General features: G+C 71.3%; 14 protein-coding genes and 1 pseudogene. 1 reads left to right on the forward strand and 14 read right to left on the reverse strand.

Annotated elements, in window-relative coordinates:
• Positions 1-541: 541 nt before the first annotated feature.
• Positions 542-1,876: a sigma 54-interacting transcriptional regulator gene (locus tag OL599_RS12000; RefSeq protein ID WP_264713988.1), complete on the forward strand. Its 1,335-nt coding sequence runs from the start codon at positions 542-544 to the stop codon at positions 1,874-1,876.
• On the opposite strand, the gene OL599_RS12005 is transcribed toward OL599_RS12000, so the two are convergent.
• From OL599_RS12005 to OL599_RS12070, 14 genes and pseudogenes are all read right to left on the reverse strand, one after another.
• Entirely contained in the window at positions 1,877-5,878 is a 4,002-nt protein-coding gene (locus OL599_RS12005; protein WP_264713989.1) for an eCIS core domain-containing protein, read from the reverse strand. It abuts the gene before it with no gap.
• Between the two features lie 6 nt (positions 5,879-5,884).
• Entirely contained in the window at positions 5,885-7,132 is a 1,248-nt protein-coding gene (locus tag OL599_RS12010) for a PASTA domain-containing protein (RefSeq protein ID WP_264713990.1), read from the reverse strand.
• Positions 7,133-7,135: 3 nt separating this feature from the next.
• On the reverse strand, positions 7,136-10,786 hold the full coding sequence (locus tag OL599_RS12015; protein ID WP_264713991.1) for a DUF6519 domain-containing protein: 3,651 nt from the start codon (positions 10,784-10,786) through the stop codon (positions 7,136-7,138).
• A 12-nt stretch (positions 10,787-10,798) separates the two neighbouring features.
• Positions 10,799-13,162: a hypothetical protein gene (locus OL599_RS12020; RefSeq protein ID WP_264713993.1), complete on the reverse strand. Its 2,364-nt coding sequence runs from the start codon at positions 13,160-13,162 to the stop codon at positions 10,799-10,801.
• A 6-nt stretch (positions 13,163-13,168) separates the two neighbouring features.
• Complete coding sequence (locus OL599_RS12025) at positions 13,169-15,511, reverse strand: baseplate J/gp47 family protein (RefSeq protein WP_264713995.1); 2,343 nt, start codon at positions 15,509-15,511, stop codon at positions 13,169-13,171.
• A 3-nt stretch (positions 15,512-15,514) separates the two neighbouring features.
• Positions 15,515-18,106, reverse strand: a complete 2,592-nt coding sequence (locus OL599_RS12030; RefSeq protein WP_264713996.1) for a baseplate J/gp47 family protein — start codon at positions 18,104-18,106, stop codon at positions 15,515-15,517.
• Positions 18,106-18,483, reverse strand: a complete 378-nt coding sequence (locus tag OL599_RS12035) for a GPW/gp25 family protein (RefSeq protein ID WP_264713997.1) — start codon at positions 18,481-18,483, stop codon at positions 18,106-18,108. The genes OL599_RS12030 and OL599_RS12035 overlap by 1 nt, the downstream gene beginning before the upstream one ends.
• Positions 18,480-19,037, reverse strand: a complete 558-nt coding sequence (locus tag OL599_RS12040) for a phage baseplate assembly protein V (protein WP_264713998.1) — start codon at positions 19,035-19,037, stop codon at positions 18,480-18,482. The genes OL599_RS12035 and OL599_RS12040 overlap by 4 nt, the downstream gene beginning before the upstream one ends.
• Before the next feature lie 3 nt (positions 19,038-19,040).
• A complete protein-coding gene (locus OL599_RS12045) occupies positions 19,041-20,183 on the reverse strand; it encodes a hypothetical protein (protein ID WP_264713999.1) in 1,143 nt (380 codons plus the stop codon).
• A 4-nt stretch (positions 20,184-20,187) separates the two neighbouring features.
• Positions 20,188-20,469, reverse strand: a complete 282-nt coding sequence (locus OL599_RS12050; protein WP_264714000.1) for a hypothetical protein — start codon at positions 20,467-20,469, stop codon at positions 20,188-20,190.
• A 13-nt stretch (positions 20,470-20,482) separates the two neighbouring features.
• Positions 20,483-21,181, reverse strand: a complete 699-nt coding sequence (locus OL599_RS12055) for a hypothetical protein (protein WP_264714001.1) — start codon at positions 21,179-21,181, stop codon at positions 20,483-20,485.
• Entirely contained in the window at positions 21,174-23,102 is a 1,929-nt protein-coding gene (locus OL599_RS12060) for an ATP-binding protein (RefSeq protein WP_264714002.1), read from the reverse strand. Before OL599_RS12060 ends, OL599_RS12055 begins: the two co-directional genes overlap by 8 nt.
• A gap of 3 nt (positions 23,103-23,105) precedes the next feature.
• The gene (locus tag OL599_RS12065) at positions 23,106-24,491 is read right to left on the reverse strand and encodes a DUF4255 domain-containing protein (RefSeq protein ID WP_264714003.1); all 1,386 of its coding nucleotides are present in this window, start codon (positions 24,489-24,491) and stop codon (positions 23,106-23,108) included.
• A gap of 4 nt (positions 24,492-24,495) precedes the next feature.
• A pseudogene (locus OL599_RS12070) lies at positions 24,496-24,973 on the reverse strand (hypothetical protein); the annotation flags it as partial.

The raw sequence follows: 24,973 nt of genomic DNA on the forward strand, positions 1-24,973 counted from the left end.
GCCGTTGACCTCCCGTTGACCGCGGGGCCTGCAATCGGCCCCTTCACCAAGCCTGCAGGCACGTGATGCGATCGGAGCGTTGCAAACGCTAGAGGTCCGGTCGGTGCGTTGTCAAAAACAAAGGCGTGACGCCGCCGTCTACTGTTACGACGCGCACGTCGCCAGCGGCTTCAGCGGTGTGCACGTGGATGGCGTGCTGGAAATCCACGCGGCGATGGGCCGTGTGCGCGGAACCGACCAGGACCTGAGGCGGTGCGCCATGAAACCCGACCGCCTGCGTCACGATTGCGCGAGGGGAATGCCGGTGCAGTCCCTGACTCTTCGTTGAAGTCGCAGTTGCGCCGTGGAACAATCACGACGCTTGCCGCTGCCGGGCAGGCGCGGCGAATGTGTCTCTGTCGCGGTCTGAAACTTGACCCTCGTCAAAGGGTTGCGCAACCTCGCGCCACCTGAAGCGTCGCAACGCAAACACGAAGGGAGCGGATCCCGGCGGCAGTTCAGCGCCTTTCGGCACGGATCGGCCGCCTGGGCGGTCATCATCATGGCGGACACGCATCAGCACGCCACGGCACCGCCGGTCGTCCTGTTCGGCGGCGGAAGTCCCAATACCGAGCAGCATCTGCGCGGTGCCATCCAGCGCCTCGGCTACAACCTTGCCGCCGAACGGCCCGCGGGCGAGCCCGATACGGCCCGCAAATGCATCGGCGTCCTGCTGACGGATGGCGACGGCGGTGCGATCCGCCGTTGGCTGCACGCTCTCGACCGGCGCCAGCTTCGCGTGCTGGTCGTGGTGCCGCAGGGCTTGCGCGTCGACTGCGACCTGTTCGGGCCTTACGACGAGGTGATCTTCGCGCCGTTCTCGTCCGATGAGCTCGACCTGCGGCTGCGCCGCCTTGCCGCCGCGATGCCGCGCGTCCCGGCGCCGGCGGGCGATGGCCTGGTCGGGCAGGCGCCCTGGTTCGTCGACGCGCTGCGCACCCTGCGCAAGCTGTCGTCCTGCGACCTTACCGTGCTCATCGAAGGCGAAACCGGCACCGGGAAGGAACTGGCAGCGCGGGCGCTGCACGATCTCAGCGCGCGCCGGTCCGGGGCGTTCGTGCCGGTGAACTGCGCCGCCTTGCCTGACGGCATGCTGGAGAACGAACTGTTCGGCCATCGCGCCGGCGCCTTCACCGATGCGCGCATGGCGGCCGGCGGGCTGGTCGAACAGGCCGATGGCGGCACGCTGTTTCTCGACGAGATCGACGCGCTCAGCCCGCATGCCCAGGCCGTGCTCCTGCGTTTCCTGCAAAGCAAGGAATACCGCCGCCTCGGCGGCGATGTCCTGCGCCACGCCGATGCCCGGGTCGTGGCGGCAGCCAACACCTCGCTCGCGGAACTCACGGCCGCGCGCCGCTTCCGTGCTGATCTGTATTTCCGGCTCGATGTCGGCCGGGTGGTGATGCCGCCGCTGCGCGAGCGGCCCGGCGATGCGATGCGCCTCGCGATCCATTTCCTCGACCGGATCAACGCAACCGGCCCGCGCCGGCTGCGCTTCGCACCGGACACGCTCGCCTGGATCGAAGCGCAGCCATGGCCGGGCAATGTCCGCGAGTTGCAAAGCTTCGTCGAACGGCAGGCGGTGCTCGCCGAGCACGACATCATCGCGCCGCCCGCGACGCGCGGCCCAGCGGCAGCGGCGGAAAGCCTGCGGCAGGTGAAGGCAGCCGCGCTCCAGGCGGCCGAGGCCGGCTATCTGCAACGGGTCATGCGCGATGTCGGCGGCAACGTCTCCGCCGCCGCCCGGCTGGCCGGCACCGAGCGGCGGACCTTCGGGCGCCTGCTCAAGAAGCACGGCCTCGACCGCCGCAGCTTCCAGGACGAGCGCGGGGCATGATCACACCAGGGCCAGGAAGGCGGACTTCATCAGGTCCGCCACGTCGATCTCGGGGCGTTGGATGTCGATCTTGTTGATGTCGAAATCCAGGCCATTGGCCTCGCTCCACTTCACCGGCGCCGTGAAGCCCACTTCCAGTTCCGGGCCGAACTTGCCCAGCGGCTCCTTCCACGGCCCCCAGGTCTTGGACACCGAGGTCAGCCAGAGGTCGACCGAGACGGTCAGGCTGGCATTGGCGTTCACCTCGAACTGCGGGCGCGCCACGCCGCACACGGTTGCCGCCACCGACAACCCCTCCTGGCGCGACCAGTGGATGCCGACATGGGCGCCGCCATGCGCCTCCAGGCCCAACCTCGCGTCGAGGCCGACACGGCCCTTTCCCTCGGCCGGCCCGACCTCGATCTTGAGGCCGCCGCCGATATCCAGCGTGAGTCCGGCGCCGGCGGGCACAGTGAAGTCGCCGCATCCGTCGATGACCGCGTCCTCGGGATGTTCGAGGTCGAATTTCACGCCGGCCCGGGCATTCTCCAGTATTCCCGGGCCAAGGAAGGCGTCGAGGTCGAGATTGGCGTCGAAGAACGCGAACACGCCGATGCCGAAGCCGGCGATCGATATGCCCCAGATCGGGAAGTCAGGCGTCGCCCCATGGGCCAGGCGCTTGGTGTCGCCCCATTTCCTGAACACCTCGAGATGCGGCTTCAGGCTCACTTCGCCGGCCACGATCACCCGTGCGTCCGGCGTCACCTCCAGCCCCGCGGCGCCGCGCAGCACCTTGCCGAACACGACCTCGGCCGCACCCTTGCCGGAGACGGTGAACTTGTCCGCGGGCTTATCCGGCCGCGGCGTTCCGTCGGCGTCGCGGGCCATATTGGTCGCGACGATATCGACCGCACCCTTGGCCGGCCCTTTCTCGAAGTCGCCGTGGCCGTGAATGGTCACGGCCGCGCCGTCGACGGCGACTTCCAGCGTGCCCTTCACGGCGGCGATCTGGAAGTCCGCGCCGCCGGCGCCGCTGACATGCCATTCGCCGGTTTCGGGGTCGCGCCGCGCATGCACCGAAACGGTGGCGTTCTGCACGCCCGGGATCTTGTCCACCGGCAGTTTGATGTTGTCGGCGGCGATGACCACGCCCTGCTCGGGATTCCACGACACCTGCACCACGGCGCCGGCGAGTGCGCCCGCAAGCTTCAACTCGCCGGAAACGCCGACCCCGAGCCCGCCTGCCGCGGCCGGAGCGGCCGTATCGGTCCCGCCGCCGGCCGCTTCGCCGTCTTTCATCCCCCCGGGCGCGCCACGCGAAATGCTCACCGAGACATGACCCGAGGCAACGCCAGGCAGGGCGCCCGCCCGGATATCCTGTTCCAGCTTCAGCGTGAACGCATCGGTCGCGTAGTCGTAATCGAAGCTGGCACGCGTATCTTTCAGGAACGCGAGATCGAAGTCGAAGCTGCCCAATACGTGCGGCCCCTGCTTGCCGATTGTCGCGGTCAGCCGCCCGCTGCCAAGCCCGTCGATCACCAGAATGGCCGAGCCCTCGACGAACACCCCGGCGGAATTGGCGCCGAGCCGCAGGCTCGCCTCCGGCACATGGATAGTGCCGAGATCCAGCCGCTGCGCGGGCAGGGGAACATCGACGAACAGGCTGTCGCCGCGAATGCTCGCGGGGAAGTCGAAGCCCGGGAACAGCGCCTTGGTGGCGGTCACCCGGGCGTCGGCGTACAGCTCACCATCGGCGCTGATGCCGGCCTCCACAACCTCGAACGGGCTGCTGCCCTTGATGGCCGCGGCGCGCTTTTCGGCCAGTTCGCTCAACCGTTCCTGGATCTGCTTCTTGTCGACGTAGCCGCCGAAGCCGAGATTGCGCGACTGCTTGATGTCGAACGAGAGCGCGGGGCCGAACGTCACCGCATCCACCTTGTCGAAGGCCTTCCCGGTCAGCGTCCCGGTCACGCGGCCCTCCTTGATCGAGTCCTGGATCGTGTAGTCGATGCCGTCCTTCTCGTTGAGCCTGAAGCCCTTGTAGATCTCGCCGTTCGGGCGGTCCGCGAGGCGGTAGCGCAGCTCGCCCGCCTTGCCGCCCTTGACGCGCGCGAGCCGCCGGCGCGCGCCGCCCGCCGGGCTGGTGAACACGTGCACGTCGCTGGGGCCGGTTCCCTGCTTGTATTTTTTCGTCATGAGCAGGCCTTCGGCGGCCAGCTCGTCGTCCGTCAGCACGCGCAGCTGCTGCAGGTGGTCGCCGTCCTCGATCTCGCTGCGCGTCCAGTGCAGTTCGGAGAACTTGCCTTCCAGCGCCTCGACCTTGCGGAAGACGATCTGCCAGCTTTCGCGCACCTCGGCCGCGTCCGGTTCCTTCATCGCCGCCCGGTCGGGCTTCCAGAAACTCCCCTTGTTCCCCTTTGATCCCTTGGTCTTGCCCGAAGCGGCCTTGATCAGGGCGGTCAACTGGCTGTTGATGTGGCCGCTGACCTGGCTCCCGGCCGTGCGGTTGGCATCCTGTTGCCATAGCCACATGTTCTCGAACGCGTCGGCGCCGCCGAGCTGCAGGTCCTGGATGTGGTCGGCGTCGGAATACGTGTCCTTGCCGGTCTTGCCGCTCTTGTCCCAGGACGGCACGACGAGCTTGTGGCTCGGGTCCGCCCGGTTCGCGAGGCGCGCCTTGTCGGCCAGTTCCTCCTGCGTGCCGATCAGCATGAAATCCGCTTTGCCGGGGTCTTGCCTGGCGAGGATCAGGTAGAAGACGCGGCTGCCATTCTCATCCGTGACCACCGACTTCTTCCTCGCCCCCGCGACTTCGGGGATGAGCGCCTTGATCTTGGGCACGGCGCCCTTCGCGATCATGCCATTCACCCAGGTCTCGTAGGCGTAATGGCTGGTGGAACGCGGGGTACGGCCTTTGAACGTAAAGGGCTTGGTCTTGTAGATCGGGTCGAACTCCGGGCCGGGGCTTCCTTGCACATCTTTCGCGGTATGCCTGGCAGTGCCCTTCAGGTCGCCGGCCACCATGGGCAATTGCAAGGTCGGCACTTCCATCGTGCCTTTCTTCTTGCCGATCTTCTTGGCCTCGATGCGGCCGAGCGTGGGCGCGCCGGGATCGAACACCTTCGGATCGTCGGCGACCTCCTCGTCCTTCTTGATCTCTGATGGCGCCTTGGCTTCGGGGGCGGGCTTCTTGACCTCCGCCTTTGCCTCGGCACCGGTCTTGCGTTGCAGCCGCGCCGGCTGCGCCCGCGCCGAGCCGCCGCCCTGCTGGATGGTGTGCACCAGCTCATGCGCCAGCAGCTGCCGCCCCCCGCCCGTGTCGGGCCGGTAGCGGCCGGCGCCGAAGAACACGTCGCGGCCGACGGTGAACGCCTTGGCGCCGACCGCCCGCGCGGCCGTTGCCGCGGGCGCTCCGGTGTGCACCCGTACGCCGCCGAAATCGCGCCCGAGCCGGCTCTCCATGTTGGCGCGCGTTTCCGGCGACAGCGGTGCGCCGCCTCCGGCCCGCGCGTGCTCCACGGTTGCCTGCACGCCGGTCGGCGCCGGCCCGGAACCGTCCGCCGCCTTCTTCTGAACGTGATCGACCAGGGACGCGCCGCAATCGCCGTTCTTGTGCGGGTCCTCGTCCGGCGTCACCGTTGCCTTGCATGTGTCGACCGCACGCTGCAGCGGCAACATGCCTTCGGTCTTTCGCGCCTCCTCCTCGCGCTGTTCGGGGCCGGGGGCAGGGCGATGGCGTCCGGGCAGGGGCACCGGGGGATGGCGGCGTTTCTCGGATGCCGTTTCCTCGGGGTATTCCAGCAGCGCGCGCTGGATGGCGAGCGGGGCGATCGCCGGAGCCGGCGCGGCCGCCCCATCGGGCATGCGCATGGCGCGGTCGGCGACGCGATCGGCCTCCTGCTCGAACCGGTCGCGCGCCGGGCCCACCTCGAGCTTGGCCTGCACCGGCGGTCGCGCGGCCCGCTTCGGCGCGCGTTTTGCCGGGGCCGGCCGCGCCTTGCCGCGGGCGAGGGCCAGCGCCACGCGCCGCTACTCCGTCCGCGCCAGCACGTCGCGGAGCACGCGTTTCAGCGCCTGCGCGTCACGCAAGGCGGGCAGGCCGAAGGCGTCGCGCACCTTGTCGTCGGCAGCGGCGGCGATGTCGGCCAGCGCGCTCCGGTCGCGCAGGCCCAGCGTGTTCGCCCGCGCGAACAATTCCTCGCCACTCAGCCGCACCGGCGCGAAACGCGGGTCCAGTGCGACGAGATCGAGCACCAGCAAAGGCGGGGCGGCCTTCTCCGGCACCCCCACGGCCAGCGCCACCCCCTGCGTCGGCGGCACGCGGGTTCCCGCATCGGGATCCTGCTTCAGCACGAACCCCTGGCGCCGGTCATCGACCACGAGCTCGATGCCGCTCACGGTCAGCCCGGTCTTCTCCAGCATCGCGCGCGCATCGGGCAACCGCAGGCCGACCAGCGCGGGCACGCCAACATCCGTGTGGATGCCGACCACGAGGTCCACGGCGCTGCCTTTCGGCACGGCGGTATTTGCCTCGGGCGCATGGCGGATGACCTGCCCGGCCTGCTCCGGGGCGTCCACCTCCGTGCGCGCCCCTGGCTGCAACCCCACCGCGGCGAGCAGGCGCACCGCCTCGGCTTCGGCGCGCCCGACCAGGTCGGGAACCTTCACCGTGTCCGCCTGCCCGCCGCCGGCATCATCGGCCGGCGGCCGGCAGATGTCGGGCGGGGCGGCGCCGAGCTGGATGTCGCGATAGAACACACGGCCGGGCGCGGCCGGAATCTGCTCGGTGCCGGCATACAGCACCGCGCCATCGGGGCCGTTGACCCGCAGCGTGACCGGCCCGGTGCCGGGAACGGCCATGCTGAAGGCGCCGACCGCGTCGGTGCAGCCGAAGCCGCGCACCTCGCCTTTCGGGCCACGCGCACTCACGGTCAGGCCGGATTTCGGCTGGCCGTCCTGGGATACGCGGCCCCATAGCACCGTTGCATCGGCGCTCGGCGCCGGCGTCGGCACCTGGGCGCGGGCGAACTCGCTCTCCACGCGGGCGACACGCAGGGCCTGGCGCGCGGACAGCAGCGCAAGGGCCTGGGCACGTGGGTCGTCGGCGCCGAAACGGGCCTGCGCGCGGAACGCCTCGCGGGCGAGCTGCGTCCCGCGTCCCGCCAGCAACGGCCGCGCCGCGCCGATGCCGGCGAGCCTGGCCCGGTCCCCGGCCGGCGCCATCGCCAGCAGATCGGTCAGGGCCGCTGCTTCGTCGGGTCCGGAACGGTCAGCCATGGCTCATCCCCCCTGCACGATGGCGTTGCCCACCAGATACTTGTTGTTCTCGGCGGCGTTCTGTCGGTTGAAGGCGTTGCAGGCGTTGGCCTGGAACAGTTCGATCATGCTGCGGTTCGGCGTCAGCACGCTCACCGAGGCGGCGCCGAGCGCGTAGAAGCAGTGCGTGCCCTGGTTGTCGGCCGTCTCGTTCATCAGGGCGAGCGTCGCCGCCGACAGGAACACCGGCCTGAACGCGCCGAGCCCCAACGGCTCCTTGAACCGGTTGTCGGCCACGTGCACCGAGAACCCGAAGACGAGCGCGTTGGTCAGGATGAAGTCGAGCAGCAGGTCGCAGGTGCACTGGTTCGATGTCATCACGACGTCGTCGGTGCTGATCAGCAACACGGCGCTCGCCGCCACCTGCACGTCCGCGGCAAGCGCGTCGAGCGAGACCTGGTTGGCGTTGAACAGCACCTCGCCGCCGAAGAACAGGTCGTCGTCATCGCTGTTGAACGTGGTGCGGTCGGCCGGCCCGGCATCGACCAGGGTCAGGCCGCTGAAGCCGAGGAACTGCAAATAGAGCTCGGTGGAAAATCCGAGATCCAGGATCGCCACCACCAGTCCGCCGAGCAGGTCGATGAAAGCCAGCAGCGGGTCGCCATTCTTCTGCGCCACCGCGCCGTAAGTGGTCTGGGCCGACGTGGACAGCCCGTATCCCGCGGCCCCTGCCGACGGAACCACCGGCACGCGGAACAGCCGCGCCCCGCCACGGCTGGTGAACTGGTTGTCGCACACGCTTATCGGGCCCACGGCGATGACTTCCAGCGCACGGCCCTCGGGCGTCACCACCACGTTGTCGTGCACGCGCAGGGCCGGCGCGCCGTCCTGGCGCAGGCCAGCGCGGTTGAGGAAGGGCAGGGTGAACGGCACCGACCCCGGCAGCACGAGCCCGAACACCACGCCGCCGCGCCTGCCGGGTCGCATTGTCTCGGTGGAGCGGACGCCGTTGTCCTTGATCCGGTTGCGCTCCACCACCGCACCCTCGGCCAGCAGCACGAACAGGCCGCAGATGGGGTCGCCGGCGGTGTTGCCGCAATCTGCGACGACGTTGTCGCGCACCACCAGCCGCTCGCAGAATGCAAGGGTGATGCCCCCGAACGCCGCGTGGACGCGCTGGTCGTCCGTGAGCGTCGGCACGTCGAGCGCCATGCAGGCGGTGATGCGGTTATGCGTGATCTCCAGACCCTCGACGGAGATGTAGTCCGCCGCCCGCGACAGGTCGAAGAAGCGGACGACGGAGATGCCGCAGGCGCCCATCTGCGCGATGCTGTTGTCGAGGATGGCCACGTCGACCAGCGCGCCTTCTGAGACGGGGACGAGAGGCGTGCCGTCATCGGTTCCGCCGCCCGGATCGGGATCGATGGTGATGCAGCCGTTGTCGTCCACACTGACCGTCAGGCCGATCGAGGTGAACGCGCCCTGGCCTCTGACGCCGACCGGCAGGTCGGCAATGAGGTCGCCGCGCGCGGCACCGCCGATGCCGGCCGGGTCGGCGTGCACGAAGCGCACGCTGCCGAGGATGATGCCGTGGCCGTTGCCGCGGCGGATCAGGTTGTCGCGGATGCGCACGCGCCGCGAGCCGCCGCCGATCTGCAGGCCGCCGAGCGGCTGGCTCTGGCGCTGCGCCGCCGCGTCCACCTCGATGCGGCAGCGCTCGACGCGCAGGTCGTCGCCGGCGAGATAGACGGCGGGCTGCAGGTCGGTCTGCGTGTTGCCGCCGAGGGGGGCGGCAAGCGGCTGAAGGTCGATGCCGCAGCCCAGCACCTCGGCGCCGCGCAGCCCGGTGCCGATCACCGCCACCGTGTCGCGGGCGCTGATGGCCAGCGCCTCGAGCATGGTCCGGATGACCGGTGCGGTGTCGTTGCCGTCCAGGTGGATTGCCGGGACCGTGGGGGCGGCGAATCCGAGCGCGCGGATGCGGATGTCGCTGGAGTTGCTGACGGTGATGAGCGCGCTGCCCGTGCCGGTCAGCAGGCTGTCCGGGCCGCAGCCGGTGATCGTGATGTTGCTGCGCCCGTCGATGAGGACGTTCCCGGCATAGGTGCCGCGCAGCATGCAGATCTCGCCGCCGCCCGCGGGCAGCAGGTCGATCGCCTGCTGGATCGAGCCGACATCGCCGAACGAGGCCTGTCCGTCGCCGACCGTGACGGTGCAGCAGCCGCCCATCTCGCACAGCGGGCGGAAGCGGTGGCGGCAGTCATGCGGGGTCGGCGCCGGGTTGCCGTTGGCATCGAGGCTCCAGGTAATGATCGCCAACGGTGTGAGGAACACCCGTGGCCCCATCGGCGACAGGCCCTGCTGCAGCGCCCAGGGCACGACGATATCGGGCGTGTTCGGGCGTGCCGCGACGACCCAGTAATCGCTGGGCCGGCCGGTGTCGGAGAAGGTGACGGTGAGGCCGGTGCCACCCAGCGTCTGCGCGGTGTTGACCGTGAAGCCAAGGTCCGGCGTGGCCGCCTGGCCGGACCCGCCGGTCCACAGCCGGAGGAAGAAATACTGGCGATCCTCCACCGGGTCGCGGTTGCTGAGCGCGTGCGCGCCCGGGCCGGTGAACCAGTCGAGCCAGGCCTGTGGCACGGCGGTGGCGATGACGATGGACTGGTCGTCGGGGTCGTAGCTGCGCTCGACGGTCGCGAGCATCCCTGTGGGCTCCGCGACCTTCTCGCCGTTGGGCAGCAGCGCGCCCCAGCGCAGCACTTCGATCGCCTGGCCGGCCAGCGGGAAATGCGCCTGGTCGCGCGGCGGGGTGAGGAAGTGGATGCGCCGCAGCGTGGTGCCGCCGCCCGGCTCCTGGAACGGCTGCGCCTGCACGCGGTACAGCGGCGAGGCGTTGTCGGCACCCCAGATGAACCGGCCGGGTGCGGTGATCTGCACCCGGAACGCCTGATTGTCGGCGCCGAGGAAGCCGGCATGGGTGGCCGGCTTGCAGGGGTCCTCGGTGATGCCCGCGGGATCGAAGCCGATGGTCAGGGTGGTGGCGGAAACGACCTCGCCGGTGTCGGCATCGACGGTTGCGCCTAGTGCGAGGCCCGCCTCCAGGGCGGCGAAGGCGGCGGCGCAGTCGCCCGCGGTGCCGGTGGTCACGTGCACGCGGCGCATGCGACGCAGGCGGGCGGTGGTGTCAGGGCCGCCCAAAGCGCGTTCGAGGATCTCGCTGTCCTCGGTGGCGGTGACGCATTGTTCCCACGCTTCCAGCCAGACGAGGTCGTTGCGATGGCCGCCGGCAAGGTCGGCGGCGGTTGGCGGGGCCGGCAGGCCGCCGTCGGGTGCGATCTGCAGCCAGTCGCTCTGGCCCAGGAAGGTCTCCGCCGCCCCCGCCTCGAAGCGCAGGCCGCCGAGATAGAACGAGCCGGCGCCGAGGGGAAAATCGTAGGTCAGCACCTGGGGATCGTCGGGCCGCGGGGCGGTGGTGACGCTGCCGACGGTAAAGCCGCCATTCGGCGAGCCGCCGCCGCAGATCGCCTCGAAGATCAGGCGCCGCAATTCCTCGCCGGCCAGCATCGCATTCTCGTTCTGGTCGCTGTCGAGCGTCACGCGGCCCTGCTGGTAGACCGCGCCGGCATAATGCTTGGCGGGCTGGAACAGCTTGCGGGAAATGTCCACGCTCGACATCTTGAGTCTCCTTCAGGTCTCGATGACCAGGTCGGCGATCACGCTGATCGGGGCGAACTCATCGAGCTTCGTGCGCACGTCGTCGCGTCGGATGGCGTCGAGCACCTGGTTGAAGACGCCCATCTCGGCGCCGTTCTCGCCGCCGCGGCACACGGTGGCGGGGCAGGTCTCGGAAAGCTGGGCGTAGCCGGGGGCGCCGAAGCGCCGGGAGACGAACCAATGGTTCGGCACACCGTCGGGGAAGAGCTGCGATTCGTATTGCTGCGGCAGCCGCGCGTCGGGCGCGTCGGCGGCGGCGGAGAAGCGGAAGCAGCCGTGCTGGTTGTCGACCACGCGCACCACGCCCTGGATCAGGCTGTCGGTGGCGTCCAGCCGGTCCACGTGGACGTCGCCGAAGACGGTCGTGCGCGCGAGCGAGACCGCGGCGACGCGGGTGGCGATGGCAGGCTCGCCGGTCAGGCTCTGCACGATGGAATCGCTGATGACGAGGCGGCCGATCGAGCACGGGTCGCCGGCCGCCGTCGCCTCGTGGATCGGGCCGAGGATGGCACCTTCGATGACCAGTTCCCCCACCTGGCCGCGGACTTCCAGCGCGACATAGGGGATGGGCCGGCCGATCAGCGGATCGAGACGGGCGCGTTCGCCGCCCGGGTCAAGCGTGGCGCGGCTGATGGTGACGCGGTCGAACACGCCGTCGATGACGAGGACCGTTTCGACCGGCACGCACAGGCTGTCCTCGGTCGGCAAAGGCTGGTCGGCGAGGCCGCTGGGCAGGATGCCGATCCACAGCCCGTCCACCGTGAGCGCGCGCGGCGGGGTCGGCACGGCGGGGCCGGCGATGGTGAGGCTGGTCGCGCCGGCATCGGGCACCAGGCGGATATAGGGGCGGGTGCGGTCGGCGGCCTGCAGCGTGAGGACGTTGACGGGACCGAGCACGTTGCCGGGCGGCGCGTCCGGCACATAGGTCTTGCTGTCGGCGAATTCGTGCACGCCGTCGAGCGGCAGGGCGAAGCCGGTGACCGGGCCGGGGGCGAGGTCGTTGCCGTTGCCGTCCTGCGGGCCGGGGTTGAAAACCGTGACGTTGGCGGTGGCTAGCCCGGCGCGGCGGTCATAGGTGCCCGCGCCGACCGCGCCGAAGCCTCCGTAATGGGTGGCCGCGACGAACAGCGCCTCGCCGGGGCCGGGCGGGGCGGTGAGCAGGATGCGGCCGCGCACGGGATCGACGAGCAGCAGCGCCTCCGGCGGCGGCGCCAGCCCGGTTCCCCAGCGCCCGAGATCGCCGGCGACGATGCGGTCCGGCCCGAGCGGTGCGGCACCCGAATTGGTGCCGATCGTCAGCGCCACCGCATCGGGAATGAGGTTGCGCTTGGGCGAGTCCGCGGTGATGGAATTGGCGAATATCTCCGCCATGATATCGGGCAGCGGCGGGGCGCCGAGCAGAGCGGCGACCGTCGCCCGCAGCCGTGCCGCCCCGCGCACGAGCTGGGCGACCAGCGGGGCGAGCTGCGGCTCCAGTCCCGCCGGCACGCCGTCCTGCGTCAGCAGGTAGTTGGCGGCGTTGAGTAGCCGGCAGGGGATCGGGGCCATCTCCTCCCATTCGCGCGCGGGCCGCCAGGCCAGCGGGTCGCCGCGCAGGCCGGGCCGGAACAACGGCACGTCGCGGCCGGACGGGTCGATCACGAAACGCTCGGCGCCGAGGTCGAGCGCAGTGGCGTGGGTCACCCGGAACGCGCTCTGGCGGAAGACGTGGACGTTCACCTTGGGGATGTTCAGCCGGCCCAGCAGGCCCGCGAGCCGGCGGAAATCAGCGGTGTGGGCGAATTCGTCGAACGCCCCGTCCACCAGCTCGCTGGCTCGCGCCGCGCGCAGATCGGCGAGCCCGCCGGGCGGCGTCAGCGTGACCGGCCCGCGCAATGGGTCGGGTTCGGGATCAAGGCCGTGGCGGGTGCGCGCGAGGCGCTTGAACGCCTCGACCACGGCGGCGTCCCAGCGGCCGATGTCGCGGGTGAGGGTTTCGAGCACCAGCGGCGTGCCGGCGCGGCGGCGGTAGAAGATCGTCTTGGCAACATCCGCGCGCCGCCCTTGCAGGTTCAGCGCGGAAATCAGCCTGGTCGCGACGAGGTCGCCGATATACGGCACCGCCCAGTCGTCGGCGGTGTCGATCTCCGCATCCTCCCACAGTCGGTCCACGCTGCGCCGGGCGATCGCGGCCTGCTCGGCGATGAGCTCCACGATGGCGCGCAGCACGCCTGGGTTCTGCGCCTGGCCGTCCTCGGTGCGGTAGATCTCGGGGATCCAGTCCCACAGCTTCTCGGCGTAGTAGCGCGCGTAGCGGTCGTCGGCGGGGCGCAGGACGGGCTGCGGGGCGAGTGCCATGGCGCCTCACTCCACCAGCAGGCCGGCGGCGTCGGGATAGCTTCCCTCGCCGGGCATGAACGCCACCGGTGCCAGCGCGCCCGCGAGCATGACGGTGGCGCCAAGGACGCCGGGCACGGCGAGCAGCCGCGCGGTGATCTCGCTGCGGAACAGCGGGCGGCCGATCGCGACGTTGGCCGGCGCCAGCAGGCCGGATTGCGGATCGACCAGCGCCGCCTTGGCCGCCGGGCGGACGGTGGCGGGGTCGTAGCGGCCGCTGATTTCCAGCGACACGCGCAGGTCGATCGGAACCGGCGTTGCCGGCGTGACCACGATCGGCACCTGCGGATCGGCATTGCCGCGCAGGTTGGCGCGCAGGTCGCCCGACGGGTCGCCGCCGTCGGCGATGATCCAGATCTTCACGCTGGCGCGCTGCAACGATCCGTCGAAGGCCCAGGCCGCCGCGGCGTTGACGATACCGGGAAAGCCGCGAGCCAGCGCCTCGAAATCGTCCAGCGAGACGGCGCGGCCGAGGGTCAGCGCGCTGCGCGGGGCGGCGATGCGCAGGATGCCCGCGCCCTCGGCGTCGGCGCCGCCGCGGGCGGGCAGCGGGTTGAACACGCTGCGCAGCCCCTTCACCTGCCGCGCCACCTGGGTGATGGTGCCGGCGGGCGGTTTCGCCGCACCCGCGCCGAAGCGGTAGGTGGCGGTGACGTTGCCGACGCCCGAGGATGGCCGGGCGCCGCGGATGCCGTCGCCGAAGATGACGCGTGCGGTCTGGTCGGGGTCCCGGCGGACGACATAGACCTCGTCGGTGGGGCCGGCGTCGAAGAAGCTGGGCGCCTCCTGCCAGAGGATGCCGTTCACGCGCAGTTCCAGCGCGGCCCGCGTGTGATCGGGCGAGGCGGTGTCGAGCAGGTAGGTCAGCGGCTTCTTCTGCAACGTGAAGCTCTGGAAGGCCTGCGTCGCATCGGCGGAACCCAGGATCTCGTTGGCGACGGTCTCGCCGCGCGTGGTTTCCACGAGATTGCCGTAGAGATCGACGGGCGTGCGCAGCGGCGCGAATGGCGTGGCGTCGCTGGCGGGCTGCAGCAGGCCGTTGCCGGCCGCATCCACGGAAACGCTGCCGCGGATCTTCGGGCCCTCCGCCTCCGTCCCCTTGGCGAGCACCGCAGCCGGCCCCGGGGCGGCCCCGAGCGGTTCCACCGGACCCGCAAGTGCGGCCGTGGGCACGACGTCTGGCATGGCGATGCGCGTCTTCGCCGGCAGGGTCGGCGTGCCGCCGTCGATGCTGCCGAAGCGCATCAGGAAGGCGTTGGCCCAGCCGGCGGGCGGCGCGGCGCGCAGCGCCAGCGACACCCGCGTGACCGGCATCGCCGGGTGCGGTGACGTATCCACGGCGCTCGCGGCGAAGCGGCGGAGCGCGATGGCCGCCGACGTCACGGTTGGCACTGCGACGAGGTCGATCTCGATGGCGGCGATGGTCGCGGCCATCAGCACGCCGGCGGTCTGGACCACCACCACGTCGCCGGTGCTCAACTGGGGATAGACGCGGTCGAGCGTGATCGACGCGGTGGGGCCTGCAGTCAGCGACGGCGAGGGGGAGACGGGATTGGGACTGGCCTGCTGCGTCAGCGCCACGATGGCGATGTCCGACAGCGCGGTGCCGGCAAGCGCGGTCGGGGGTGGATCGAGGTCAGCGCGCACATAGGTGGCGCCGTCCAGCGCGCGCTCGGAGGCGAGCGTCCTGACCCGCGCGGCGAGGCGTATGCCGGCGCCGGAGAGCACGACGACCTGCCCGACCGCAAGCCGCGCCGTTCCCTGCGCGAACAGCAGCCGCCCGGCGAAAACGTCCCCGCGCACCGGGGCGAGGCGCCAGGTGTTGCGCTGTGGCCAGATGGTAGTGCTGGCGGTGATCTCGAAGACCTGCGGCGGCTCGTCGCCGAACGCCTCGGAACGAAACGCGGTGCCGGGCGGCAGCACCACGGAGTCGGCGCCGTCGGCGACCAGGGCCAGCGTGGCGGCGGCGGAGACGGCAGGCTTCGGCCGGTAGCCGAGCAGGCGCACGAGCCGTTGCGCGGACAGCGGCAGCTTCGCGGTGCGGATATAGCTCTCGTCGGCGATGCGCGCGTCGTAGAACCCGACGACGTCGAGCACATAGGCCCACATCTCCAGCAGCATGACGCCGAGGTCGCCGGCGCCGCGCGCGCGCCAGGACGCGAGGGCAGGATGCGCGGGAATGCCCGCGAGCATCGCCCGGCGGTATTCCACGAAGCCCGCCCATTGCCGCGGCAGCGAAGCGAGCCCGGGCGGGATGTCCGGCGGCGGCGGATGCTGGGTGGCGTCGCAGGGGCAGCAGGGATCGGGCATGGCCTAGGCTCCCGTACGGGCGTGGACCGCCAGGGACCCGCGTTCGGGCAGGTTGGCGTCGTTCTGCAGGCGGATGATCTGGTTGGCGCCGATGGTGAAGTCCGGTTCGTCGAATGGGCGCCAGTCGGTGATGCGGCGGGCGCGGATCAGGATCTGCTCGACGCCGTGCACGCCCGGCACCGCCTGCACCGCCGCCTCCAGCGCCGAGCGGCGCAACGGGTCGCCGAAGGTGAAGTTGTCGGGGTCGAAGAAGGCGGGCTTGCGGTGCGGCCGGCGGCGGCCCGTCAACGCCTCGGTCACCCGCTGCTCCACGTCGCCGGGGTAGTGCCCGGGCTGCACGCAGATGCTGATGTCGAGGTCGATGGAGATGAAGTCGGGATCGACGACGAAGGCCTCGCGCCCGGCCTGGCGGATGCCGTCCACGAGGTCGGCCAGTTCCTCGCGGTGGGCCTCCGACAGGGCGAAGGCGCCTTCGGGGTCGGCGGTGACGAACTCGGTGAGCCAGCTTCCGGTCCAGCGCGCCTGGGCGCCGGCGCGCTGCACCCAGTCCAGCTCGCGCGCGGCGATGGCGCGGTAGTCCTCGTCGCGCACCGCGCGCAGCGGCCGCGCGCGCCAGGCCTCGGGGGCGAGGATGCGGGTGGTGTCGGGCGGTTCCGGGTCGCTGCCGCTGGTGATGGCCAGCGGGTTGGTGACGGCGCTGGCCAGCGCCAGCGGCTGGTTCGGCGGTTGCGAGCCGGGCTCGACCAGCATGGTGACGCTGTCGGCGGCGAGGTTGGCATCGGCGAGGCTCGCGCCGGGGGCGGGGCCGGTGCGGTAGAGCACCTCGAACAGCGTGCCGTCCGGCGGTGCGCGGCCGAACGCGCCGTCGCCGAAGCGCAGGGTGAAGCCGGCGCCGCTGGCGTAGTCCTCGTGCACGATGGTCTCGCCGATGCGCTCGAAGCGGATGATCTCGCGCCACGTTCCCTCTTCGAGGGTGAAGACGGGGGCGTCCGGGAGAGCATCGATCAGGCTTGGCTGGTACTCCCAGGCATCGGCGCCCGGCACCGGAACGAAGCCGCCGCCCGCGGGTTCCACTTCACGCAGCACAATGTCGGGTGTCAGCGGATCGAGCCAGGCGAGGCCCGCCGCCTCGGTGCGGCGCGGGCTCCAACGCAGCACCAGGCGGCGGCCGGCGCTCTGTGCGTCGTACACGCCCTGGCGTTCGACCGCGCGCGGCAGCAGGGCAGCGGCCTGGGGTTCGGCCGGGGTCCAGGCGCCGATGCGGAACACCTCGCTGCCGCTGGCGCCGGCAATCGCCGGGACGATGTTGCCGAGCAGGGCGGTCTCGTCCTGGCACAGCTCGAACGGCAGCGCCTGCGCCGGGTCCCAGGCGATGCGGGTGATGTCGAGCGGATTGCCGTTCGGGTCGGGATTGCCGTTGGCGTCGACCAAGAACAGCGGGTCCTCGGTCTGCTCGACCGCGGTGATCTGTATCAGCCAGCGCCGCGCCGGCAGCGAAGGGTCGGCGGGGGTCGATCGCAGGATCACCCATTTGCCGATCCAGAAAGCGCCGGGGTTGGCGGGGTCGACGGAGGGATCGCCGACCGGAAGCTGGCCGAGGGTGGGGACGTGGCCGACAAGATATGCCTCGGTGGCGCCCACTGGCAGGCAGCGTCCGTCTGGCGTGTCGTCGAGCGGATGCAGCGGGATCGCGTTCCAGGCGGACTGCACCCAGAACTGCCATCCGCCGAGCCGGTCGGCGACGCTGGTGCCGAGCTCGAAGATGAGCGGCGGCGTGCTTTCGCGCACCGCCCAGACCGGCGTTCCGGCCGCTGCGAAGCCGCCGCCCGCCGTGACCGCGATGGCGAGCAGGGTGGTGGCGCTGCGTCCGGGATCGGGGCGGTAGTCCACGAGGCGGGCGAGACCACGGCGCGAGCGGCCTTCTGTGGCCGTGTCCAGATAGGCTTCGCGGGCGGCGCGATCCTGGATGTAGGAGAATTCGTCGCCTAGCGCGGCCAGCAGCTCCATGAGCATCACGCCGGCATCGGCGGGCACGCGCTCGCGCCATTGCGGCCAGTTGGCGGCGGCGAAGTCGAGCAGGGCGTTGCCGAAGCTGGTGAAGTCGCGGGCGAGGTAGTCGATGCGCGGCTCCGGCGCGTCCTCCTCGCGGCACTCCGTCACCGGGGCGCAGTCGAGGTCGGACGGGCAGCCCTGCTTGAACGAGAAGGCGACGGCGTTGAACCAGCGATCGACGCGGGCGTCCTGCACCGTCAGCCGGTAGATCGAGAAGTCGCCCGGTTCGGCGACCTGCACTTCGAGGACGGTGCGCGGGCCGGCATCGGTGGGCACCGACATCCAGGTCGCCCGGACCACCACGGCCGCCGCCAGCGTCTCGCCGCCGGAGATGCTGACGATCGTCACCAAAGCGGGGCTGGCATCGACCGGCATCGCGGCGGTGGCGACCATCGGGACCGCCAGCGTGTCGGGGTCGATGAGGAAGAAGACACGCAGCACGTGCTGGTCATGCGGATCGACCACCTGCACGAAGTCGATGCCGGTGACCCGCGCCGGGGCGGGCTGGCGGCAGAGCGCGGTGCGGCGGTCGAAGCCGGACATCAGAGCGTCACCTCCACGTTGAGGAAGCGGCGCTCGCCCTGGGCGACCACGGTGTAGGCGACGTTGATCTGGATGCGCTCCTCGATGGCGGCGACGGAGACCTGCTCGACGCGGATGAGGTTGGCGAGCCAGTTGGACAGCGCCTGGTAGACCAAGGTCTGGCTCAGCGAGGCGGTGGTGGGCGAGGCGGGCGCGAACACCAGCTTGCGGATACCGGCGCCGAAATCGGGGCGGTTGATGCGCTCGCCCTGCGCGGTCAGCAGCACCTGGCGGATGAGCTGGCGGATATAGGTCTCGTAGTCGCTTTCCTCGGCCAGCGCGCCGGCGCCGGCGTCGATGGCGAAGGGGTAGCGGATGGCGTGCAGGGGCGCGGTCATCCCGGCAGCACCGTGAACGTGCCGTCGTTCACGTCGAACGAGGCGGGGGTGAGCGCGGTCTTGCAGCCCTGCGCCGACTGGGTGACCTGCAGCGCCTCCAGCTTGATCTCGGTGGCGTTGATGGTGATGCGCGAGCCGGTGGCGGTCTCGATGACCATTTCGCCCTGGGCGTCGTCGATGCGGAGGGTGAACGCGTCGGTCTTGAAGAACTTGACCGTGGGCAGCGCGTCGGCGGCGTCGATCTGGCCGTCGGTCCAGTAGCAGCCGGTCCAGATCGGGTAGGACGGGTCGCCGGCCTCGAACTCCACCCAGACGCCGGCGCCGACCGGCGGCAGGGCGAAGAAGCCGACGCTGTCGCCGGCATAGGGCACGCAGGGGGCGGCCCAGACGGATTCCTCGCCCATCACGGCCGGGGCCTGCACCTGCAGCCGGCCGCGGCTGGTGGGGTCGGTGTTGCTCACCACGAGGCCGCGGTACTTGCCGAAGAACCGGCCGCCGATGGCCTGGAACATCCGCTCCGCGTCGCGTCCGGGGTCCAACCCATCGTCCGCCATGGCTCAATCCCTGTTGCCGATGTTGCTGCGCAGCCGCAATTCCATGAAATGGTCGGCGGCGTTGATGACATGCGTGACGCTCTTCACCTGGTAGGGGCCGGAATAGGCGTCGCCGATACCGTCTATCGGCACCACGTCGTGCGGTTTGAGCACGCCGCCGAGCATGTGCGCGGTGGTGCTGGCGGTGACCTCGACGAACCAGCCGGCTTCGATCAGTGCCGCTTCCTGCTTGCCCTGCAGCTCGTCGGCGCCGCCCGCGGTGGTGACGCAGAGCTCGCGCTTGACGCCGTCGATCTGCACCAGCCGCGGCCCGTTGCCGACGCCGGGCTGCGGGTCGGTGGCCTGGGTGCGGTCGAGCCGGCCGGTGCGCGGGTCGACGGCCGCACCTTTGGCGGCGTTGGGGCGTTCCACGTCGGTGTTGACCTGGACCGCGGTGACGTTGGGGCATTGGTCGGGCGGCACGTTCACACGCAGCGTGGGGGCGCTGGGCGGGGCCAGCAGGACCGCGACCCCGGGCGTGGCGCCGCGGGGCGGGGAGGGCTTCAGCAGCGCCGTTTCGGTGATGGCGATCGGCGCGCCGGGGAGGGGGGCGGGCAGGTTGCGGCCGTATTCGATCCACAGTTCAAAGCCGTTCTCGCGCGCGATCTGCTCGATGAAGGAAAGGTCGCTGCCGCTCTGGTTCAGCGTGTGATCGGTGTCGGCATAGAGCTTCGTCGTCGCCTGCACGTCCGGCACGAAGCCGTAGGCGGCGAGGATCCTGGTGGCGGCGGTGGAGGCGAGGCCGCGCCAGGCGGCCTGGATGCAGGCGCGGTCGAGCTCCACGCGCCGGTCCTCGCCGTGGATCTCGACCCAGGAGCCGGCGACGCCCAGCTGGACCGAGAACTTCACCTGGGTGACCGGGCCGCGGACAAGGCAGGTGACGCCGTTGCCGGCCGGGGCCAGGATGGCGATCAGCGTGTTGGGCTTGATCTCCGCGGCTTTCAGCACCGCGGGTTTGCCTTCGCAGGTATCCTCCTCGAAGCGGATGGCGAAGCGGGTGGGAGCGGAGAGTTCCTGCTCGACGCGCGCCTCGACCAGCCACTGCACGAGGTCGTCGCCGAGCGGCGTGTTGGCGGGTCCCGAGGTGATGACGGCGCCGAAGCCCATGGTGTCACCTCGGCGTCGGGATGGTCAGGATGCGGGCTCCCGCCAACGCGTCGGGCAGGACCGCGCCGTTCGCTTCGGCGATGCGCCAGAAGCCGTTGGCGTCGCCGAGATAGAAGGCGGCGAGATGGTCGAGCCGTTGGCCGTCGCGGCGCTGGTGCTGGCCGAGCGTGGTTTGCGGCGGAACGAGCGCTGCGGTGAGCGCCTGCACGCTGCGGCCGCGCCGGTCAGTCGCGGTGTAGACGCTGGCGAAGCGGACGTAGCGGCTGTCGGGATCGAACACGGCCATCTCGGTTTCCTTCTCAGAACGGCAGCACGCCGCGGATGTCGTCGAGGCTGCCGGCGAGGTTGGCGATCGCCAGCGCGTCGTCCTGCAGGCGGGTGAATTCATAGGCGGCGATGGCGATCCGCGCGGGGGTATCGACGCGGCACTTGAAGACTTCCGGGGTCAGCACCCGCAGGTCGAGCGTGGCGGTGGCCTGGAGCGGGTAGAGCAGCGGCGAGAACAGGATCTGCTCGAACGACAGCTTGGTGATGCGCACCGGCAGGATGACGCCGGGGCCGAGCACCAGCAGCAGGATCGGCACGGTCGGGCGCACCGCCTGCGCCGAAGGGCCGCCGAACAGGGCCTGGGCGCTGGCGGCGAGGTCGCCGAGCAGGCCCTTGGTCGGCAAAGTGAGCTTCTTCAGCGCGGCCAGACGGGCGGCGATGCCGGTGGTCGTGGCCAGGGGGTTGCCTTCCTCCAGCCCGTCGGCGGCGTCGAACTCCAGCGTGAAGCTGAAGCTTTCCTCGGGGTCGTAGGGCTGCACCGTGGGCGCCTGGGCGCCGCGCTTGGTCTGGTCCACCTCGAACGGGTTCCACGGCTCCAGGCCGCGGGTGATCTTTTCGGGGTTGTACTGGAAGGCGACGATGTTGGGCACGACGCCGACAATGTCGGGCACGAGCTGCACCAGCGCGCCGCGATGGACCTTTGCGGTCTGGGAGTAACCGGTCTCAGGCATGGCGGTCCCGCGTCGGCCGCGCCGGTGCGTCGACCGGGCGGCCGTCCTTGGCGAGTTCGCGGGCGAGGCCGCGCTGGAGATGGGCTTGCGTGATGGCGCAGCGGTCGCGCATGGCGGCGTAGCGCGCGGTCAGAGCGGCGTTCTTGATCTGGGCTGCCGTCAGCTCATGCTGGTCGGCGAAGGCGTCGAGGACCGTGGCGAGGGAGTTGGTGTGCTCGGCGCCGGCGAGGGCGGCCACGGCACGGCGCCACATGGTCCGCCGCTCGACGGCACCGGGTCGGGCGAACTCGACGACGTGGCGGATGCGACGCACGAAGGCGGGGTCCATGTTCGAGCGCCGGTTGGTGGCGAGGATGGCGAGACCGTCGAACACCTCGAGCAGCTGCAGCAGGTGGTTGGTGTCGGTGTTGGCGTAGCGGTCGTGCGAGTCCTTGATTTCGCTGCGCTTGGCGAACAGCGCGTCGGCCTCGTCGAACAGCAGGATGGCGCCGGAGGACGCGGCTTCCTCGAACACGCGCGAGAGGTTCTTGGCGGTCTCGCCGATATATTTCGACACCGTGGCGGCGAGATCCACGACCAGGAGATCGGCGCCGAGCGAGTCGGCGATGGCCTCGGCCGCCATGGTCTTGCCGGTGCCGGGCGGGCCGCTGAACAGCACTGCGAGCCCGCCGCCGCGGGCGTAGAGGCGGCCGGGTTCGGGCTCGGCCAGCAGGCGGGCGCGGGCGCCGGCCTCGAAGGCGATTTCCTCCAGCGCCTCGCGGGTGAGGGCGGGCAGCACCAGGTCGTCCCAACGCAGGCGCGGCGTGAGCGCGCGGCTGACCTCGCCGAGACGAGCGCGCGCGCGGGCGCGCAGGCGGTCGGCGGCCTGGGCCGGCCCGTCGGGTGCGCTGTGGGCCACCGCGACGATGTCGCCCACGGTGACGCCGGGGCGGGTGGTGAGGGCATCGAACGAAGCGGCGGGCCAGGCTGCGGCGGAAGGCACCAGGCGGCGCCACAGCTCGCGCCGTTCGTCGCGGGTGGGTTGCGGCAGCTTCACCACGAGGTCGGCGGTGCCCTCGACAGGTGTCGCGCGGGCGCGCGGGCCGGTGGTGACGAATTCGAGCGGGGCGGCCTGGGGGTGCGCGGAGAGGGCAATCCCCTCGTGGTCGCGCCAGACCAAAGCAAGGTCGGCCATGCGCGCCAAGCGGCGGGCGCGCATCAGCAGATCAGGAAAATCCTCGGCGCCGGCGGCATCGATGGCGAGCGCGCGCCGGCGGAACGCCGATGCCACCACGGCGGCGAAGCTGGCGCGGCCGCTGCCGGTGGGGCCGGCGACGACCACGCGCACGGCTGCGCTGCGCTCGGTCGCGCGGGCGGCATCACGCGCGGTGGCGGCGACGGGCCAGGCGGCGAAAGGTGGGTGAAGCTCGATCAGGTGCGCGCGGCCGACCAGCGGCGCATCGAGCCCCAGCACGCCGCGCAGCCAGTCGACCACGCGCGGATCGGCCTCGAAGGCGTCCGGCTCGCCGGCGGTGCGCGCGATCGGCACCAGCAGGCCCCAGATCGACAGCGCCGCCCCGGCCCGCCAGACCGGGCCGTCGTCGGCGCCGAACAAGGTCTGGGCCAGCGCCTCGGTGGGGCAGACCCGGTGCGATGCGCCCTGGGCCGTGGCGTAGGCTTCCGCAAGGCCCGGATCGGCGGCCAAAGCGAGGGCGAGGTCGAGCAGGTCCATCGCACCGTTCGAGAGGCCGAACACCTCGGCCATGCGCAACCGCCTTGCCCCGGCGGGACCGCCAAGGGCAGCCTCCAGCGCCGCGCGGGCCGGCCCGGCCTCGCCCTGCAGCGCCATGCGAACGCGCGCCACGATGAGTGCCAGGACGCGATCGGGCGCCTGGGCGTCGGGTGCGGTCTCGGGGATGAGCGGCGCGGGTGCGGCGGCCATCGCTCAGGTCTCGATCCAGAACGGCTGGGCCTCGGCCCCGTTGGCGACGAGACGGACCGCGTGGAAGCCGGGCAGCAGCGGGTTGAACAGCGCCTGCAGCACCAGCCCCGCGGGATCGACGACGAAGGCGCCGTCGTCGATGGCGGGGTTGCCGGTGAAGGCGGGCAGGCGGACATAAGCCTCGCCCTGCACCACCAACTCGACCGCGATGGCCGGCAGGGAGAGGTCGAAGGCGGGCACGATGTCGATGCGGATGCGGCCGGCCACCGGCGGACCGTGGCTGGCGATGCGCGGGCCGACGGCGAAGGCGATGGCATTGCTCTCAGCGCCGGCGACGCGGCGCTGGCCGTTGAAGACCCGGTCGCCGGCGATGATGCGCACCGAGGCGGCGTAGATGCCGGGCAGCACGGCGGCCACGCGCGGCACGCCGTTGTCGATGAACGCAACCGTCGGCTGCGCGCGGAAATCGATCCGGCCGGTAGTGATGGCAAGCTCCCAGGCCGGGTTCAGCGTGGGGTCCAGCTCGATGCGCTCCACCGGCGGAGCGAGGCCGCGCCAGACGGCGTTGCGCAGCACGAGGCTGTGGGCAATGCCGCCGGTGAGGTTGGTGCCGGTGAGCGTGACCGCGTCGTTCGGCGGGAGGGAGCCCGGGTCGAGCTGGACCCGGGCGGGATCGACGTCGACCTGCTGAGGGCCGCCGCCGGCCGCCACCGGCAGGGTGAAATGCACCGTGGAGCGGCTGCCGGCGAGGCTGGCCGTGCCGAGCTGGCGGACATACTGGCCGATGGACAGGACGATGCCGGGGAAGCGCTGCGGCGGGTCGGGGGTGAGCAGGATGACGCGCACTTCGTAATAGGCGGACAGGCGGGCGGTCTGCTGGTCGTCAGTGGACCAGAAAGCGAGCGTATCCTCGGGCGTCAGCGGCCGCAGGATGATCTGCAGCGGGTTGTCCTCGCCCTGCAGCGCGGGATCGAGAACCGGCTCGGGCCCGGCGCCAGCGCCGGCGTCGATGAGCAGGGCGTCGCCGACGATGGGGTAGTCGTGCAGCGTCTTCAGCGCGAAACCCATCAGCCGCTGCTGGGTCAGCGCGTCGATGTCCGGGTTCTGCTCGTGATGGGCGGTGAGGATATAGAACAGCGCCAGCGCCATCGGTGCGCGGGCGATGTTGCGCACGTCGCTGCCGGGGCCGGGGGCGTTGCGGTAAAACCGGTCCTCGGCGACGTGGTAGAGGTGCAGGTTCAGCGTATTTACCGCGGCGCCGACGCGCTCGGGCGGCTGCGTGGTGATGGCGATGGCGCCCGGCGGCACGCCGCCCATCAGCCGGCGCACGTTGAGGTCGATGAGCGTGCGCAGGCTGCGCGTGACGAGCGAGAGGTCGGCGAGTGCCATGGCCTCACCTCCGCCTCAGCCCGAAGATCAGGTGCGCGCGGCGGCGCGGGGCGAGCGGGCCGATGCGCGAGACGGAGTCGGCGGTGGCGGGCGCGGTTCGCGCCGGGGCCTGCGGGGCGGGGGCGGGCGGTTCCTCGGCGACGACCTCGACGCGGGTCCGGCGCGTTTCGGTGCGCGGCGGGACGGCAGGCGCGGGTGCGCTGGTGAAGACGGGTGGTGGTTCGGGTTCCGGGAGCGGCACTGGCAGCAGCACCGGAGCCGCGGCCAGGGTGGCGGGAGCGGGGCGCGCTTTCGTTGGTTCCTGCGGCACATCCACAAGGCTTGGCGGCGGGGGTGCGGGCTCGGCGCGCGACAGCGCTGCGGCCGGGGGTGGCGGCGCCGGCACTTTGGATTGCACTTGCGCGGGCGCAGGGCGCGGCGGCGGGGCGTCCGCGCGGCGCAGCTCGGGCGCCGCCGACGGACTGGGCGGGGCGGATGCGTCG

The sequence above is a fragment of the Limobrevibacterium gyesilva genome, from assembly GCF_025989185.1.
Lineage (GTDB): Bacteria > Pseudomonadota > Alphaproteobacteria > Acetobacterales > Acetobacteraceae > Limobrevibacterium > Limobrevibacterium gyesilva.